16 protein-coding genes are annotated in these 14938 nt (G+C 72.3%); 8 read left to right on the forward strand and 8 right to left on the reverse strand.

Annotation, left to right across the window (positions count from 1 at the left end):
* The first annotated feature begins 132 nt into the window (after positions 1-132).
* Positions 133-792, forward strand: a complete 660-nt coding sequence (locus J7I97_RS22885; RefSeq protein WP_214937858.1) for a GPP34 family phosphoprotein — start codon at positions 133-135, stop codon at positions 790-792.
* Between the two features lie 332 nt (positions 793-1124).
* On the opposite strand, the gene J7I97_RS22890 is transcribed toward J7I97_RS22885, so the two are convergent.
* The 3 genes from J7I97_RS22890 to J7I97_RS22900 all read right to left on the reverse strand — a co-directional run bounded on the left by J7I97_RS22890 (position 1125) and on the right by J7I97_RS22900 (position 4046).
* Positions 1125-2696 (reverse strand): alpha/beta hydrolase, encoded by a 1572-nt coding sequence (locus J7I97_RS22890; protein WP_214937860.1) that lies wholly within the window; start codon positions 2694-2696, stop codon positions 1125-1127.
* 437 nt (positions 2697-3133) lie between these two features.
* Positions 3134-3334 (reverse strand): hypothetical protein, encoded by a 201-nt coding sequence (locus tag J7I97_RS22895; protein ID WP_214937862.1) that lies wholly within the window; start codon positions 3332-3334, stop codon positions 3134-3136.
* Positions 3335-3482: 148 nt separating this feature from the next.
* Positions 3483-4046, reverse strand: coding sequence for an NUDIX hydrolase (locus J7I97_RS22900; RefSeq protein WP_214937864.1), 564 nt, complete (start codon positions 4044-4046; stop codon positions 3483-3485).
* Positions 4047-4319: 273 nt separating this feature from the next.
* On the opposite strand from J7I97_RS22900, the gene J7I97_RS22905 reads away from it, so the two are divergent.
* Entirely contained in the window at positions 4320-5297 is a 978-nt protein-coding gene (locus J7I97_RS22905; protein WP_214938026.1) for an NAD(P)/FAD-dependent oxidoreductase, read from the forward strand.
* Between the two features lie 125 nt (positions 5298-5422).
* Positions 5423-6859 carry an NAD(P)/FAD-dependent oxidoreductase gene (locus J7I97_RS22910; protein WP_214937866.1) on the forward strand — a complete coding sequence of 479 codons (1437 nt, stop codon included), beginning with the start codon at positions 5423-5425 and terminating at the stop codon, positions 6857-6859.
* A 115-nt stretch (positions 6860-6974) separates the two neighbouring features.
* Here J7I97_RS22910 and J7I97_RS22915 read toward each other — a convergent pair whose 3' ends face one another.
* On the reverse strand, positions 6975-8045 hold the full coding sequence (locus J7I97_RS22915; protein ID WP_214937868.1) for an ATP-dependent DNA ligase: 1071 nt from the start codon (positions 8043-8045) through the stop codon (positions 6975-6977).
* Positions 8046-8120: 75 nt separating this feature from the next.
* Here J7I97_RS22915 and ligD point away from each other — a divergent pair, with 75 nt between their 5' ends.
* The 3 genes from ligD to J7I97_RS22930 all read left to right on the forward strand — a co-directional run bounded on the left by ligD (position 8121) and on the right by J7I97_RS22930 (position 10826).
* Positions 8121-9140 (forward strand): non-homologous end-joining DNA ligase, encoded by a 1020-nt coding sequence (gene ligD / locus J7I97_RS22920; RefSeq protein WP_251049801.1) that lies wholly within the window; start codon positions 8121-8123, stop codon positions 9138-9140.
* Between the two features lie 105 nt (positions 9141-9245).
* Positions 9246-9779, forward strand: a complete 534-nt coding sequence (locus tag J7I97_RS22925) for an HAD domain-containing protein (protein ID WP_214937870.1) — start codon at positions 9246-9248, stop codon at positions 9777-9779.
* Positions 9780-9917: 138 nt separating this feature from the next.
* Positions 9918-10826, forward strand: coding sequence for an alpha/beta fold hydrolase (locus J7I97_RS22930; protein WP_214937872.1), 909 nt, complete (start codon positions 9918-9920; stop codon positions 10824-10826).
* Here the strand turns inward: J7I97_RS22930 and J7I97_RS22935 are convergent.
* Positions 10810-11472 (reverse strand): TetR/AcrR family transcriptional regulator, encoded by a 663-nt coding sequence (locus J7I97_RS22935; RefSeq protein WP_214937874.1) that lies wholly within the window; start codon positions 11470-11472, stop codon positions 10810-10812. The two genes, J7I97_RS22930 and J7I97_RS22935, sit on opposite strands and share 17 nt — an antisense overlap.
* A 151-nt stretch (positions 11473-11623) precedes the next feature.
* On the opposite strand from J7I97_RS22935, the gene J7I97_RS22940 reads away from it, so the two are divergent.
* Positions 11624-12418 carry a VOC family protein gene (locus J7I97_RS22940; protein ID WP_214937875.1) on the forward strand — a complete coding sequence of 265 codons (795 nt, stop codon included), beginning with the start codon at positions 11624-11626 and terminating at the stop codon, positions 12416-12418.
* A 62-nt stretch (positions 12419-12480) separates the two neighbouring features.
* Positions 12481-12729 carry a WhiB family transcriptional regulator gene (locus tag J7I97_RS22945; protein WP_214938029.1) on the forward strand — a complete coding sequence of 83 codons (249 nt, stop codon included), beginning with the start codon at positions 12481-12483 and terminating at the stop codon, positions 12727-12729.
* A gap of 86 nt (positions 12730-12815) precedes the next feature.
* On the opposite strand, the gene J7I97_RS22950 is transcribed toward J7I97_RS22945, so the two are convergent.
* The 3 genes from J7I97_RS22950 to J7I97_RS22960 are packed head-to-tail and all read right to left on the reverse strand — an operon-like array spanning position 12816 to position 14877.
* Positions 12816-13448 (reverse strand): hypothetical protein, encoded by a 633-nt coding sequence (locus J7I97_RS22950; protein WP_214937877.1) that lies wholly within the window; start codon positions 13446-13448, stop codon positions 12816-12818.
* Positions 13445-14578: a hypothetical protein gene (locus tag J7I97_RS22955; RefSeq protein WP_214937878.1), complete on the reverse strand. Its 1134-nt coding sequence runs from the start codon at positions 14576-14578 to the stop codon at positions 13445-13447. Before J7I97_RS22955 ends, J7I97_RS22950 begins: the two co-directional genes overlap by 4 nt.
* Positions 14575-14877, reverse strand: a complete 303-nt coding sequence (locus tag J7I97_RS22960; RefSeq protein WP_214937880.1) for a hypothetical protein — start codon at positions 14875-14877, stop codon at positions 14575-14577. Before J7I97_RS22960 ends, J7I97_RS22955 begins: the two co-directional genes overlap by 4 nt.
* Between the last annotated feature and the right edge of the window lie 61 nt (positions 14878-14938).

The following is a 14938-nucleotide window of genomic DNA, read 5'->3' on the forward strand; positions in this document are numbered from 1 at the left end:
GGGCGGGGGTGTAGCGGGGGGTGGGGGTGCAGGGGTGGTGGCTGGGCCGGTGGGGGGGAACCATCAGGTCGGTCTGAGCGTCTGGTCTGATGAACGATGGGGGAAGTGCGGGGAAATCTCGGGGGTACGGGCATGGCGGTCACGCTGGCTGAGGAGATCATGCTGCTGTCCCTGGATGACGACTCCGGGTCGATCAAGCAGCGCCAGTCGGCGGGTTGGGCCGTGGCCGGCGCGATCCTGCTCGAACTCGTCCTCGCCGGGCGGGTATCCATCGCAGGCAAGTACCTCGAACTGACCCGTGTGGAGCCCACCGGCGAGCAGCTGCTCGACAGCCGCCTCCCGCTGATCGAGACCTGGCTGCGCGGCCGGTGCAAACGCCGGGTGACGGACTGGCTGACCAAGGACCAGGAGAAGGGCGTGGGCGCCACTTTGGAAAGCCTGCGCGGGCGGGGTGTGGTCGGGGAGACGGAGCACAAGGTGCTCGGTGTGTTCCCGCGGCGCCGCCACCCCGAAGCCGACGGCTCGGTCGTGCGCGCGCTGCGGGAGCGGCTGGAGGCCGTCGTCGTCATGGGCGCCGAGCCGGACGAGCGGACGGCGGGCCTGATCGCGTTGATCCACTCCGCCAGACTGCACCGGCTGGCCTTCCCCGGTCTGTCGCGCCCGCAGGTCGATGCGCGCATGGCGGAGATAGCCGCCGGCCAGTGGGCGGCCGAGGGCGTCCGCGCCGCCATCCGTGAAATGCAGGCTGCGGTGGCCGTGATCACCATCGCCACGGTCGCCGCGGTGAGCTAGTGCCGTGGCCGATCGTGTTCGGAGCCAGATGACCAAAGCGGCCGGCCGCCCCCTCGCCGAACCCCCGCACCCGCACGGCCGGGCCAATGGAGCCGGAAACCCGCGCGAGGAAATCGCCTGGCTGATGCGCGTCGCGGCCGCGCGCATGCCGAACGACAGGCCGGCCTCGCGCAGGGGGTGGCGGAACTCGGCGTGGTCGCCGTAGCCGCAGTCCGCGACCACTTCCCGGAATCCGGGAGTCGAGGTGCCCCAGGGCTCCGCCCTCCACGGCCCCTCCGTCTCGGCTCCCGGCTGGCCGGCCCGCTATCCCCCGCGGCTGAGCCTCCGCTCCGCTAGCCGGCCTGCTTGACGCAGGTCTGATCCTTCGTCGGTAGCTTGCCGGTGGCCAGGTACCGGTTGACCTGGTCGTCCACGCAGGTGTTGCCGTAGAGCCCGAAGAGGGCGTGCCGGTTGGCGCCCTCAAGGGTGACCAGCCTGGAGCTCGGCAGCAGGCGGTGCAGCTCGACGCTGCTCTTGTACGTGGTGCGCGGGTCACCGGTGGCGGCCACGATCAGCGCCGGGGCGTCGCGCCGCACCTGGGTGGGCTCTTCGCGGGGCCGGTCCCAGAAGGCGCACGGGTTGATGTTGTTGGTCAGCGGGCCGAACAGCGGGTGCGCGGCGCGGTTGCGCTCGATGTCCCGCCAGTAGAGCTCGGGGTCGCGCCGGGCGGCCACGTCCCCGCAGATGATCGCGGACTGCGCGCCCGTGGGCTCGTCCTCGCCGCGCAGCGCGTACCGGAGCGCCGCGGCGAACTCCGGCGACAGCGTGGTCGGCGCGCCCTCCGCGGCCTTGGCCAGTGCGGAGAGCGTGTCGCCGAAGGACGCCCGCGCCGGGTCGGTGTCGTCCGCGATGCCCGAGAAGAGGAGGAGCGGCAGCTGGCTGTCGTCGATCCGGAAGGCATCGGCGCCGGCGCCGATGGTCAGCGGGCCGCGTGCGGACGCCGCGACGACGCGGTCGACGGTGGCGAGCACCTCGGCGCGGGTGCGGCCGAGGCCGTAGGTGTCGTGGCGCTCCACCGCCCAGGCGGCCCAGTCGGACAGCGCCTTCTCGTTCTCGGGCTCGGTGCCCTTCAGCAGCCGGGCGCGGTAGTCGCCCGGGGTGATCGCCCCGTCGAGCACCACCCGGTCGTAGCGGCCGGGGAACATCTGCGTGTAGACCGTGCCCAGGTAGGTGCCGTACGAGTAGCCCAAGTAGGAGATCTTCCGCTCGCCGAGCGCGCCGCGGATGACGTCCATGTCGCGGGCCGTGTTGCGGGTGCTGATGTGCGGGAGCACCGAGGCGTTGGTGGCCCGGCACTTGTCGGCCAGGCTCTTCTGCAGGGCGACCTGGCGGTCGAAGCCCGCCCGGCCGGCGCCGGCCGACAACCAGGTCATACCGAGGGGCCAGCCGCAGTCCAGCGGTGTGCTGCGGCCGACGAAGCGCGGGTCGAAGCCGACGATGTCGTAGCGCGCACCGACGCCCTTCATCGCCTTGCGGATGTCCGGCGGTGACTCGACCGCGCCTCCGCCCGGGCCGCCGTTGTTCAGCAGGATCGAGCCGATGCGGTGGCGGGTGTCGGTGGCCTTGAGCCGGGATACCGCCACGGTGATCGTGCGCCCTCGGGGGGCGGCGTAGTCCAGCGGCACGGTCACGCCCGCGCACTGCACGCCGGCCTTGTCCAGATCGCGGCCCGTCGTGTCGTCGGGGCCCTGGACACAGCTGCCCCAGCCGAGGCGCTGCTGGTAGTAGCGGTCGAGCCCGGCCCCGGTGCCGTCCTTGACGGGGGCCTCGGCGGCTGCGGCCAGGGCGGGGGAAGTGGTGAGGCAGGCGGCGAGGGCGAGGCCTGCGGTTAAGACGCGGCGCGCGGCGGGGCTGAGGGTGGTCACGGTGTCTCCTTGGGCTGGTGGGAACGGTCGGTGGTGCGCAGCGGCTCGGCGGCCCGCACCGAAGCGGCCGCTTCCTGTGATCGCATGCCCCGAGGCTAGGAACCTGCCCTGGTACGGCACATCGCCCACGGGCACGAGGCCCCGGGTCCCGCTCCACCCCCGCCCGGGACCCGCGGCCCGGTCCGGCCTCCTCCTCCGGGAGGAGGCCCGGTGCCGCACCCGTCAGGTTGGCGGCTCTACCCACAACGCCTCGGCCACGGCGCAGAGTTCGCCCTGCGCCGTGGCCAGCGCCGTGCCCGCCGTGTAGTTGTGGCCCTCCCGGCCTGGTGTTGTGCCGTTTCGGCCCCCCTTTGAAGTGGGGGCCGGCGGCGGATCGTTTCGGGCACCGGCCGCGTGCTGATGCATGTGGCGACGAGGCCGGGGTCGACCCGGGCCGGTCAGGGGAGGGCGTAGAAGGTCGTGCGGCGCACGACCAGGCCCGACCGGCCGAGCAGCGCACCGTAGCCGCCGCTGTCCGCACCGCTGCCGCCCTGGGTGACGGTCAGGCCCCAGCTGTCGTGCGCGGAGGCGACCGACTTGGCGGTGAAGCGGCCGAACTGCCCGGGCCAGATGTCCGGGAAGCCCTTCGGTGGGAGCAACAGGACACGGGCCGGACGCCCGGAGGCCGCTTCCAGCCGGGTGTGGTGCGGGCGACAGAGTTCGGCCTGCCGTACGAGCGTCGCACGCGCGGGAACCGCCTTGACTGCCGGGCCGCTTGAGACAGGCGACCGTCCGGGGAAGCGCTCGTCAGCTGTGGGGGCTGGTGCTGGTGCTGGTTTGCCCGGAGGGAGCCGTGTGAGCCGTGTGAGCTACCTGGGCTGTCACGGTCGGATAGTCGTACGAAGGTGCGTGCGGGAGGGTCGTCAGCTCGGGGCGCCAGACGTGGAGCACCCCGGCTGACGGGGCGTAGAGGGCAGAGGGGATCTCGGCCGGGGCGAACCACTCCCAGCGGGTGATCTTGTGGGGCTCGGTGACCGTGGGGGTGCCTTCGGCGGTGCGGGTGACCGCGGCCGCCGTCAGCCGGGTCACACCGGACTTCGCGTCGATCTGGACGGAGAGCACCTCAATGCCCTCCGCGGCCGCCCGCAGATCCGTTTCCTCGGCCAGTTCGCGGGCCGCGGCCTGCTCGAAACCCTCCCCGGGGTCCACCTTGCCGCCGGGGAGTTCCCAGCGTCCGTCGTGCGCCTGACCCAGCAGGACCCGGCCGTCCGCACCGACCACGATCAGCCCGACGCCGACCACGGCGTTGGGCTGCGGGACGGCCCGCTCGGGGTGCTCGGCCGGCTCGGGGCGTTCATTCGGAGTGGTCATCGGTGTCGTTCCTTCTGCCGATCGGTTCGTCGTGGGCCTGGCCCGTATCTGGATCCGCTCCCCTGCGGGCCGAAGAGACTGAGGAGTTTCCCGGCCCGTGGCCCTCGCGTCGGTGGCCACGGATCCATTTGCCGGTTCGGCAAGAGCATTTGTCAATCGGGGCGATTCCGGCACACCCTCGCAGTCATGGACAACGCGATGACGGGACATTTCGAGGTACCGGGTGCGGCGGATGTGGCGGATGTGGCGGACGGGGCGGACGGGGTGAAGGTGATGGACATGGCGGACGTGGTGATTGTGGGCGGCGGGGCCGCCGGGCTCGCCGGGGCGGTGACCCTGGCCCGGGCCCGCCGGGCGGTCCTGGTGCTCGACTCCGGCAGCCCGCGCAACGCCCCGGCCGCGCACATGCACGGCTACCTCGGCCACGACGGGACGAGCCCGGCCGACTTGCTTGCCCGGGGGCGGGCCGAGGCGGCCGGGTACGGCGCCGTGATCCGGTCCGGGGCGGCCGGTACGGCCATCGCCGCCGACCGGCTGCCCGACGGGGGCTTCCTGGTCCGCTGCGCGGACGGCTCCACCGTCCGGGCCGGGCGGCTGCTGGTAGCCACCGGGCTCGTGGACGAGCTTCCGCCGGTGCCGGGCCTGCGCGACCGCTGGGGGCGGGACGTGCTGCACTGCCCGTACTGCCACGGCTGGGAGGTCCGGGACCAGCCCCTGGCCGTACTGGCCACCGGGCCGGTCTCCGTGCACCAGGCACAGCTTTGGCGGCAGTGGAGCGCGCACGTCACCTTGCTGTCTCACACCTGGCACCTCACCGAGGACGACCGGGAACTGCTCGCCGCCCGGGGGATCGCGGTGGCGGAGGGCGAGGTGACCGGCCTGGCGGTCGCCGAGGACCGGCTGACCGGGGTGGTTCTGGCCGGCGGCGCCACCGTGGCGTGCCAGGCGCTCGTGGTGGCGCCGCGGTTCACCGCCCGCTCCGGCGTGCTCACCAGCCTGGGCCTGCCCACCGCCACCGTGGCCCGGAACGGCCATGTGATCGGCACCTGCGTCGAGTCCGACCCCGCCACCGGGGCCACCGGCCTCTCCGGGGTGTGGGTGGCCGGCAATGTGACCGCTCCGACGGAGACGGTCGCCGGTGCCGCGGCCCAGGGCGTGCGCGCGGCGGTGGCGCTCCATTCCGACCTGATCGAGGCGGAGACGCGGCGCGCGGTCGAGGCCCGTCGCGCACGCCGCGCGGGCCTCGTCTGACCTCGGACAGGCGTGCGGGTTTCGGCCAGGCTCCGCCCGCGCAGGCTCTGGGCGGTCTGATCGTCGTACGGCCTGTCGGCGTATCGGCTCATCGGCTTATAGGTGTATCGGCTCAGGGGGGCGCAATGGCACATGTGCTGGTTGTAGGCGGAGGCGTCGGGGGGCTGGCCACCGCACTGCTCACGGCGCGCCGGGGACACACCGCCGAACTGTTCGAACGGGACACCCGTGCGCCCGGCACCGCGCTCGACCGGGACTTCTTCGGCTGGCGCCGCCCGGCCGTACCGCAGGCCACGCAACCGCACGCGCTGCTCGGCGCCGCGCGCAACGTGCTGCGGGACGAACTGCCCGACGTGTACGAGGAGATGCTCCGGCTCGGGGCCCGTGAGCGGCACGAGCTCGACTGGTTCGACGTACGCCCGCCCGCGCGGCCCGGCGACGAGGACCTGGTGATGCTCCAGGCCCGGCGCATCGTGCTGGAGAGCGCGCTGGCCACCGCCCTGCGCGGTGAGCCGGGCGTCATCACGCGGTACGGGGAGCCGGTCACCGGGCTGACCACGTTCACCGGGTTGACCACGGACACCGGGCTGACCACGGACACCGGGCTGACCACGGCCCCCGGGATCCGGGTGACCGGGGTGACCACTGCGGCCGGGGCGTACGAGGGGGACCTCGTCGTGGACGCGGGAGGGCGGCGCGGAGGCGTCGAGCGCTGGCTGACCGCGGCGGGCTGCCGGCCCCCGGTCGTGGAGCGGCACCGCACGGGGCTCGCGTACTTCTGCCGCTGGTACCGGCTGCCGGAGGGGCGGGAGGAGGGGCCGCGCCGGCCCTGGACGGTGACCGGCGGCACCTTCGCCGGATGCGCGGTCTTCCCGGCCGACAACCGGGTGTTCGCCGTGACCCTGTTCGTGCACACCGAGGACACCACCCGCTCCGCGCTGCGTCAGCCGGCCGTGTTCGAGGCCGCCGCCCGGGCCTTCCCGCCGGGTGCCGCCTGGCTGGAGCTGGGCGCCGAGCCGCTGTCCGACGTACTGGCCACCGCGAGCCTGGACAACCGCTGGAGCTCCCTGGCCGACGAGCGGGGCCCGGTGGTGACCGGGCTGGTTCCCGTCGGGGACGCCATCACGCACACCAACCCGACCCTCGGGCAGGGCACCTCGCTTGCCCTGTGGGCCGCGCGCAGGGTGGCCCGTACCGCGCACCAGGACCCGGGATCGGCGCGGTTCGCCGCCGAGTACGACGCCTGGGCGGTGCGGACCCTGAAGCCGTGGTTCGACTTCCAGGTGGTGGCCGACACGGCCATCGGGGAGCGGTTCGCCACCCGGGCCGGGCGCATGGGGACGGCGCGCGAGGTGGCCGCACTCTTCGACTGCGCGCTGGAGGACCCGGAGGTGATGCGGGCCCGGGCCAGGGTCCGACACCTGGCGGACCCGCCCGAGCGGGCGTACGCGGATCCGCAGATCAGGGCCCGGGTGGCCCGCTGGCTGGCGGCGCGGCCCGACTACGCGCCGAACGCGGTGGGGCCGGACCGGGGGGAGTGGGAGAAGCTGACCGCGGGCTGACCGGGGCCGGTGCCGGCTCGTCGGCGCGCGGTCGGGCCGCTATCAGCCGGCCGTCAGCCGCTATCAGCCGCTATCAGCCGCCGTCGGCCGCCATCAGCGGGCCATCAGCCGGCCGTCAGCCCGCCGTCGGCCCGAGCACCTCGGCGAGGTCGTAGCCGACGACTTCTTCCAGCTGGGCGTACGTACAGCTCTCCGGCACCCGGTCGGGCCGCCAGCGGCGGAACTGTGCGGTGTGCCGGAAACGGTCGCCCTCCATGTGGTCGTACGCCACCTCGCACACCCGCTCGGGGCGCAGCGGCACCCAGGACAGGTCCTTCTTGCCGGTCCAGCGGCTCTGCGCGCCGGGCAGCCGGGCACTCTCGTGTGCGGACGCTTCGGCCCAGGCGGCCCAGGGGTGGCCCTCGGGATCGGGCATCCGGAGGGGTTCGAGCTCGTCCACCAGCTCGGCGCGGCGCTTCATGGGGAAGGCGGCGCAGACGCCCACGTGCTGGAGCGCGCCGTGGGCGTCGTGCAGCCCCAGCAGCAGCGATCCGACAATCGGACCGCTCTTGTGGAAACGGAAACCCGCGATGACGACGTCGGCCGTACGCTCGTGCTTGATCTTGAACATGAGACGGGCATCGGGCCGGTAGGGGAGATCGAGGGGTTTGGCGATCACCCCGTCGAGCCCGGCGCCCTCGAATTGCTCGAACCACTCCTGCGCGAGCGCGGGGTCGGTGGTCGCGGGCGCGAGATGCACGGGGGGCCGAGCAGTGGAGAGCATCTGGGTAAGGGCGGTACGGCGGTCGGTGAGCGGGGTGTCGAGGAGGGCCTCGTCGCCGAGTGCGAGCAGATCGAAGGCGACGAAGCTGGCAGGGGTCGTCGCGGCCAGCATGTTCACGCGGGACGCGGCGGGATGGATCCGCTCGGTGAGGCGGTCGAAGTCGAGCCGCCGGTCGTGCACGATCACGATCTCGCCGTCGATGACGCAGCGGGCGGGCAGATTCTCCTTCAGGGCCGTCACCAGCTCGGGGAAGTACCTGGTCAGGGTCTTACCCGTGCGGCTGCCGATCTCGATCTCGTCGCCGTCGCGGTGGACGATGGCCCGGAAGCCGTCCCACTTGGCCTCGTACTGCATGCCGGGCGGAATTTTGGCCACGGACTTGGCGAGCATCGGCTTCACGGGCGGCATCACCGGCAGATCCATGTCTTCGATTCTGCGGTGGTACCTGCGGACCTGCTCGGTATGCGCGCCCGGTCAGGCCCGCCTACCGTGGCGCACATGGGTGCTGCGGGCGATGCGATCGAGCTGGAGGCGGGCGGGCGGACGGTACGGCTGTCCAACCCGGACAAGGTGTACTTCCCCGAGCGCGGCCTCACCAAGCGGGACGTGGCCGAGTACTACCTCGCGGTCGCGGACGGCATCACGCGCGCCCTGCGGAACCGGCCCACGACCCTGGAGCGGTATCCGGACGGGGTGGAGGGCGAGTCCTTCTTCCAGAAGCGGGCGCCGAAGAATCTGCCGGACTGGATTCCGACCGCCCATATCGCCTTCCCGAGCGGCCGCACGGCCGACGAGATCTGCCCGACCGAGCCGGCCGCCGTCCTGTGGGCTGCCAACCTGGGCTGCCTCACCTTCCACCCCTGGCCGGTGCGCCGCGAGGACACCGACCGGCCCGACGAACTGCGCATCGACCTGGACCCGCAGCCGGGTACCGGCTACCAGCACGCGGTGGCGGCAGCCTATGAACTGCGTCCATTGCTCGAGGAGTTGGGGCTGCGAGGCTGGCCCAAGACCTCGGGTGGCCGCGGCCTGCACGTCTTCGTGCCGATTGCGCCGCGCTGGACCTTCACGGACGTCCGGCGGTGCGCCATCGCGATCGGCCGGGAGCTGGAGCGCCGGATGCCGGGGAAGGTCACCACCGCCTGGTGGAAGGAGGAGCGCGGTGAGCGGATCTTCTTCGACTACAACCAGACGGCGCGCGACCGCACCATCGCCTCCGCCTACTCCGTCCGCCCCCGCCCGCACGCTCCGGTGTCGGCCCCGCTGCGCTGGGACGAGCTGGGCGATGTGGAGCCGAGGGACTTCGACATCGTGACGATGCCGGCGCGTTTCGCCGAACTGGGCGATCTGCGGGCGGACATGGACGAGCACGCCTTCGAGCTGGACGCCGTACTGGAGCTCGCGGACCGCCACGAACACGACCACGGCCTGGGCGACATGCCCTACCCCCCGGACTACCCGAAAATGCCGGGCGAGCCCAAGCGAGTCCAGCCAAGCCGGGCCAAGCACGAGGACTGACGGGCGGGGTCGGCTCACCGCCGGGCGGGCTCACCGACTGGCAAGGCCTGGATCAGGGGTTTCCGGCCCAAGGGATGGGCGCTGCCCGGCGGCTATCGTGCGCGTATGGCCGCCCGCGCGGAGCTCCCGCTCCTCTTCCTCGATGTCGACGGACCGCTCATTCCCTTCGGGGCGACGCCGCAGCAGCTCCCGGACGGCTACCCGACGTACCGGTCCGGCCCCGGGGTGCACGTGGCCGGCGCCGGTCCACTCCTCGCCAGGATCAATCCCGCGTACGGCCCGCGGCTGGCGGCGCTGGGGTGCGAACTGGTGTGGGCCACGACCTGGATGGAGGACGCGAACGAGTGCGTCGCACCCTGGCTCGGCCTGCCGGAACTGCCCGTGGTGGCGTGGCCCGAGCCATCCGCGGAGGACTCCGACGAGGACGAGCGGGACGGCCTGCACTGGAAGACCCGCACCCTCCTCCACTGGGCGGCCGGGCGTCCGTTCGCCTGGGTCGACGATGAGATCACCGACGCCGACCGCACCTGGGTGGCCGCACACCACCCCGGACCGACCCTGCTGCTCCACGTCGACCCCCGTACGGGCCTGACGGACGCGGACTTCACCACCCTCACCGCCTGGCTACGCACCGGCTGACGAGCCGGAACACCTTCCCGCCGTGCGGGGCGGCGTGCGAGATAAACAACACGAACGATCGTGCTAATATCCTTTCATCATCCTGCCCACGCCATTTGGCCTGCCGGCCGGCCGGCGCCGTCCCGAGGAGATCCGGGCATGCATCCCATGGCTTCACTCCTGAGCAAGACCCTCACCGTCGGCGCCCGGGTCGCCCCGGGCCTGACGGGGCGGGCGGCCTTCGCGTTGTTCGTCCGGCCCGCAGGCCGGCCCCGGCTCCGTCCCGACGAAGCGGACACGATGGCCGAGGCCGTGACCGGGCGGCTGACCGTGGACGGCATACCCGTCACCACGTACCGCTGGGGCGAAGGCGGCCGGCCCGTCCTGGTGGTGCACGGCTGGACCTCGCGCGCCTCGCGGTTCGCCGGTTTCATCGCCGCGCTCCGGGCGGAGGGGCGCACGGTCATCTCCTTCGACGCCCCCGGCGGAGGTGAGTCCGGCGGCCGGGCCACCACGATCCTCAGGCAGCGGACGATCATCCGCCGACTGCACGCGGAGTACGGCGACTTCTCGGCCGTGGTGGCCCATTCCTTCGGGGTGCTCGCCACCTTCTTCGCCCTGCGGGACGGCATCCGGGTGGACCGGATCGTCGCCATCGGGAGCATCGCCGACTTCGACCACCTCGTGGAACGGTTCCGCGACATGTTCGGGGTGGGGCAAGGCGTCGAGCGCGCGATGCGCGACCACATCCAGCACCGTCTCTTCCCCGACGAGCCCGACATATGGCCCCGCTTCGACGCCCACCGCAACCCGCAGGAGATCCCGGCGGACATCCTGCTCGTGCACGACACCGACGACGACATGACCCCGCCCGCCCAGTCCCGCTCCATCGCGGAGGCCTACGGGCCCAGGGCCCGGCTGGTCGTGACCCGGGGCCTGGGCCACCGCCGCATCCTCGCCGACCCCGGAGTCATCACCACCGCCGTCGAGTTCCTGACGGCCCCGGCCCCGCGTGCCCAGGACTCCGGCGAGATGGCGGCGAAGGGGAGCGTCAGGTGGGGGAGTTGACGGGCTGAGGCCGGTCCGGGAGTTCGGCCGGGGTGGCCGCCACCGCACGGAGCCGGTCGAGGATGCCTCGGCCGGCTCGTTCGTATGCCGTCGGCTCCTCGTGCAATACGGAGTGCGCGTTGGCCAGTTCCATCAGCGCGATGATCTCGAACGCCAGCTGCGGTACCTCCGACGGGTCGGTCCCGTCCCGGAATCCGCCCGCCAGTCGCGCCTCGTCCAGGTGCCGCTCCACGTAACGCGTCCAGTCGGAGCGCGCCTTGGCGATCTCGTCGTGTACGGGGCCGGGGCGCGAGTCGAACTCCGCGGAGGCGGCGTAGAAGAAGCACCCGCCGGGGAACACGCGCCGCCGGGAGTAGTCGAGCCAGTACTCGCACAGCCGCCAGACCTTGGCCACGCCGGCCGGCTCCTTGCGTACGGGCCGCACGACCTGCTCCACGAACACGTCCACGGCGGCGCGGACGGTGGCGAGCTGGAGGTCCTCCTTGGAGCCGAAGAGCGCGAAGACCCCGCTCTTGCTCAGGCCCAGATCGCTGGCGATCTTCCCCAGGGACAGGCCCTCCAGGCCGTCCACCGAGGCGATGCTCATCGTCCGCTCGAGCACCGTCCGCCGCGTCTGGTTGCCGCGCTCCACGCGCCCGTCTGCCATGGCGACATCTTACCGAACGCACGGTCGTTCACTCTGTGGAGCCAGCCGCTGTCAGTGGCGGGTGCGATGCTCGAAGAGGAGAGAAGACAGAAGACAGAAGAGAAGGCAGAAGGCAGCAGAAGCCGTGCAGGGGACGGAAGGAGTAGGGGCCATGCTCACGACGGACTACAAGGACGGCGCCCCGAACTGGGTGGACCTCGGCACACCGGACACGGCCGGCGCGGCCGGGTTCTATGCGGGTCTCTTCGGCTGGGACTTCCAGCCGGGCGGCGTGGAAGTCGGCGGGTACGGGATGTTCCAGCTCGGCGACAAGACGGTCGCGGGCGGTATGACGGTGACGGCGGACCAGGGCCCCTCGGCCTGGACGGTGTACTTCCAGACCCCCGACACGGATGCCACGGCGGCGGCCGTGACCAAGGCGGGCGGCGGGGTGACGTTCGAGCCGATGGACGTCATGGACTTCGGCCGCATGGCGATATTCACCGACCCGGCCGGCGTGGCCTTCGGAGTCTGGCAGCCGAAGCGCACCAAGGGCCTGGACGCGGTGACGGACGTGGGCACCCTGTGCTGGACGGAGCTGTACACGGGCGATGTGGCCGCGGCCGCCGAGTTCTACCGCTCGGTGTTCGGCTGGGACATATCCGAGATGCCGTTCGAGGGCGGCACCTACACCATGGTCAAGCCGGCCGGGACGACGGACGAGGCGGCCTTCGGCGGCCTGGTCCCGATCGCGGCGGACCCCGTCGAGGACTCCGAGCGCCCCTACTGGGCCCCGTACTTCGAGGTCGCGGACTGTGACCTGACGGCGGCGAAGGCGGAGGAGTCGGGCGGCAAGGTCCGGCTGACCCCGGTCTTCATGGAGGGTGTCGGCCGTTTCGCGAAGCTGGCGGACCCCTTCGGGGCGAGATTCTCGGTGATAGCCAGCGCGCCGGTGTCGGGGCCGTGAGGTCCTGTTGATCAGGCGTTGATCGGACGTCCATCGGGGGCGGTCAGTCTCTGCACATGTCGATGAACACGAGTGAGCGGACGACAACCGCCAGTGCCCCCGCTTGGTACGACCTTGCCCTGTGCGCTCAGACGGGCCCGGGTTTCTTCTTCCCGGAGCCGGGTTCTTCGTTGCGCGACGCGAAGCGGCTGTGCGGTGCGTGCGAGGGGCGGGCGGCGTGCCTGGAGTACGCCCTGGCCAATGATGAGCGCTTCGGGGTCTGGGGCGGCCTCTCGGAGTCCGAGCGGCTGGCGCTGCGGCCGCGCGGTTGATCAGGTCTGCGTTTCTGCGTTCCCTTCCCACTGCGCCGCATGAGCCCGGCCCTGCGCGCCAGCGCGTCATCCCTTGCCGAGGATCGTCACAAGAGCAGATCCAGGATGCGGGAGGTTGCGGTCTTGCCGGCGGGACCGGGGTCGGAGTCAGGGTCGGGGTTGGAGAAGCTGACCGTGTGGGCGACGGCCTCGAGAATGCTGGTGTAGGCGTCGGCATGTTCGGTTGCCGCGCTGGTCAGGTCGAGAACGAGCACGTGGCCCCCCTCGGGGTGGGCCATGACGGCTCTGGCTTGAAACACGGGCTGCTCCACACCAGGTGCGGAGATGATTCCGGCGACGAGGCAACACGGTTGCGACGACGGCAGATCGATGAATCGGCGGGCAGAACTCATCCACAGTGTCGATCGGGCGATGGCAAGGGCTGTTTGCGCGACAGACACGCGCGGGTTCGCGTGATCGGAGTTCCGCACGGTCAGGGAGAAGAAGGAGGCCGAGACGCCCACAGGGTCGACCGGGTGCAGGCCGACCGAGGTGTGTACGACATGGTGAGCTGTGAGCTCGTCGAGGTTGTCCATGAGGCGTCCGAGGTCCCGTCGGGCATCAGGGCGTCCGAGGGCATCGGCGATGCGATCCACCGCGCCCCTGTCGCCGGGGCCGATGTCGTGGAAGCCCGGCGGGAGTCGGAACCAGATCGGCGGCGCCGCGCGGTCTTGGTTCAAGGCCTCATCACCGACACGGCGTGAGCCACCTTGGCGCCGGCAGACGGAGCGTCGTCCACGACGCCGCGGACGCCGTCCACAGCCGTAGAGGTCTGTTCGAGTGAGTCGCTGTCCGAAAAGTAGCCGGCGGTGGCGGTTACAGCGCCCACGGCCGGCATGGCCGGCCCCACGGACTTCGTAACCGTTGGACTGGTGCTCCGGAGCGCCCACGCAGTGATCGGGTTCTCGATCTCCTGGATCCGCAGCCCCGTCGACCACGTCGTGCGGGCGAAAGAGCCCGCGCCCTCGCCGAGGCCGGCCAGGGCGCTGACCTCGGGGGCGGCGGCCAGGGCGGCTCGGGTCGCGGCGGTGCCGGCCTTGGCGCCGACGGCGACGGCGGCTACGCCGGGGACGGCGCCCGCCGTATCGCCCAGCAGGGTTACGCCGCTCTTCCAGAAGTCCGCGCCGAACTCGCCCTTCGTGAAGCCGTCCGTCAGGGGCTTGCGGAACTTCGGGTCGGCCAGGTGCATGCCCAGGGCCGCCAGTGACAGGCCGCCCGCGACCAGCATCACCGCCAAGCCGGCCGGCGGGAAGAACAGGCCCACGCCCGCCCCGACCGCGCCGAGGATCGCCGAGGCGTCGGACAGGGCGTCCGCCGGGTCGTCGACGATCTTGTGCCAGACCGAGGCGAAGACCCCCGGCTCCTTCGGCGCGAGCCGGTCCGCCGCGGAGTCCAGCAGCCGGGCCACCCCACTGGCCGCTGCCGAGTGTTCCGAGGCCAGCTCGCGCGCCAGGCGGCGGGCGTCGTCGAGGTCGTCCTGCGTGGTGGCCGCCGCGGCCTGGGCCTCGTAGCGGGCGGCCAGCGACCGGTTCGCGACCAGGGTGTCGTGCCAGCTGCCGAGCCGGCGGGCCGCCTCCGCCAGGGAGGTGTGGGCCGAGCGCAGGTACTGGGGCAGGTCCTTCGAGAGCGAGGCGCGGAACGCGGTGGCGGCCTCGCCCTGCCAGGCGCCGCTGTTCGAGACCAGGGCGTCGACGACGCGGGAGGCCTCCCCCAGCGAGGCCGCCGAGGAGCGGAGCTTCGCGGCCAGGGCGAAGACGGTGGCCGGATGGCCGGGAGCCGGGTCGAAACCCAGCGCGGGGGAAGCGCTCATGTACGGCCGCCGCCCGCCTTCAGGAAGGCCGCGCGGATGGCCGCGTCCAGCTCTGCATGCTCGACCGCACTCGTGTCCACGCCCTGGCGGACCGTCTTGACGCGTTTGGCCAGCTCACGCGTGCCGTAGGCCCATCTCTCCTGGAAGCCGTCGCACGCCGCGTCGAGGTCCGCGGTGCCCAGCTGATCGGCCCGCACGTGGTCCAGTGCGCTCCGCGCCTCCCGCAGCGAGAGCAGCGAGGAGTCGAGGGCGCGGGCGAAACGGGTCAGCTGGTCGATGTCCACCCGGAGGAAGGTCATAACGCGAAACCCTGGCAGAGCACAGCCCTGCCAGGGCAATCGTCGTCACCCGCCAGAGCGA

Source organism: Streptomyces sp. ISL-87, from assembly GCF_018614095.1.
Classification (GTDB): Bacteria; Actinomycetota; Actinomycetes; order Streptomycetales; family Streptomycetaceae; genus Streptomyces.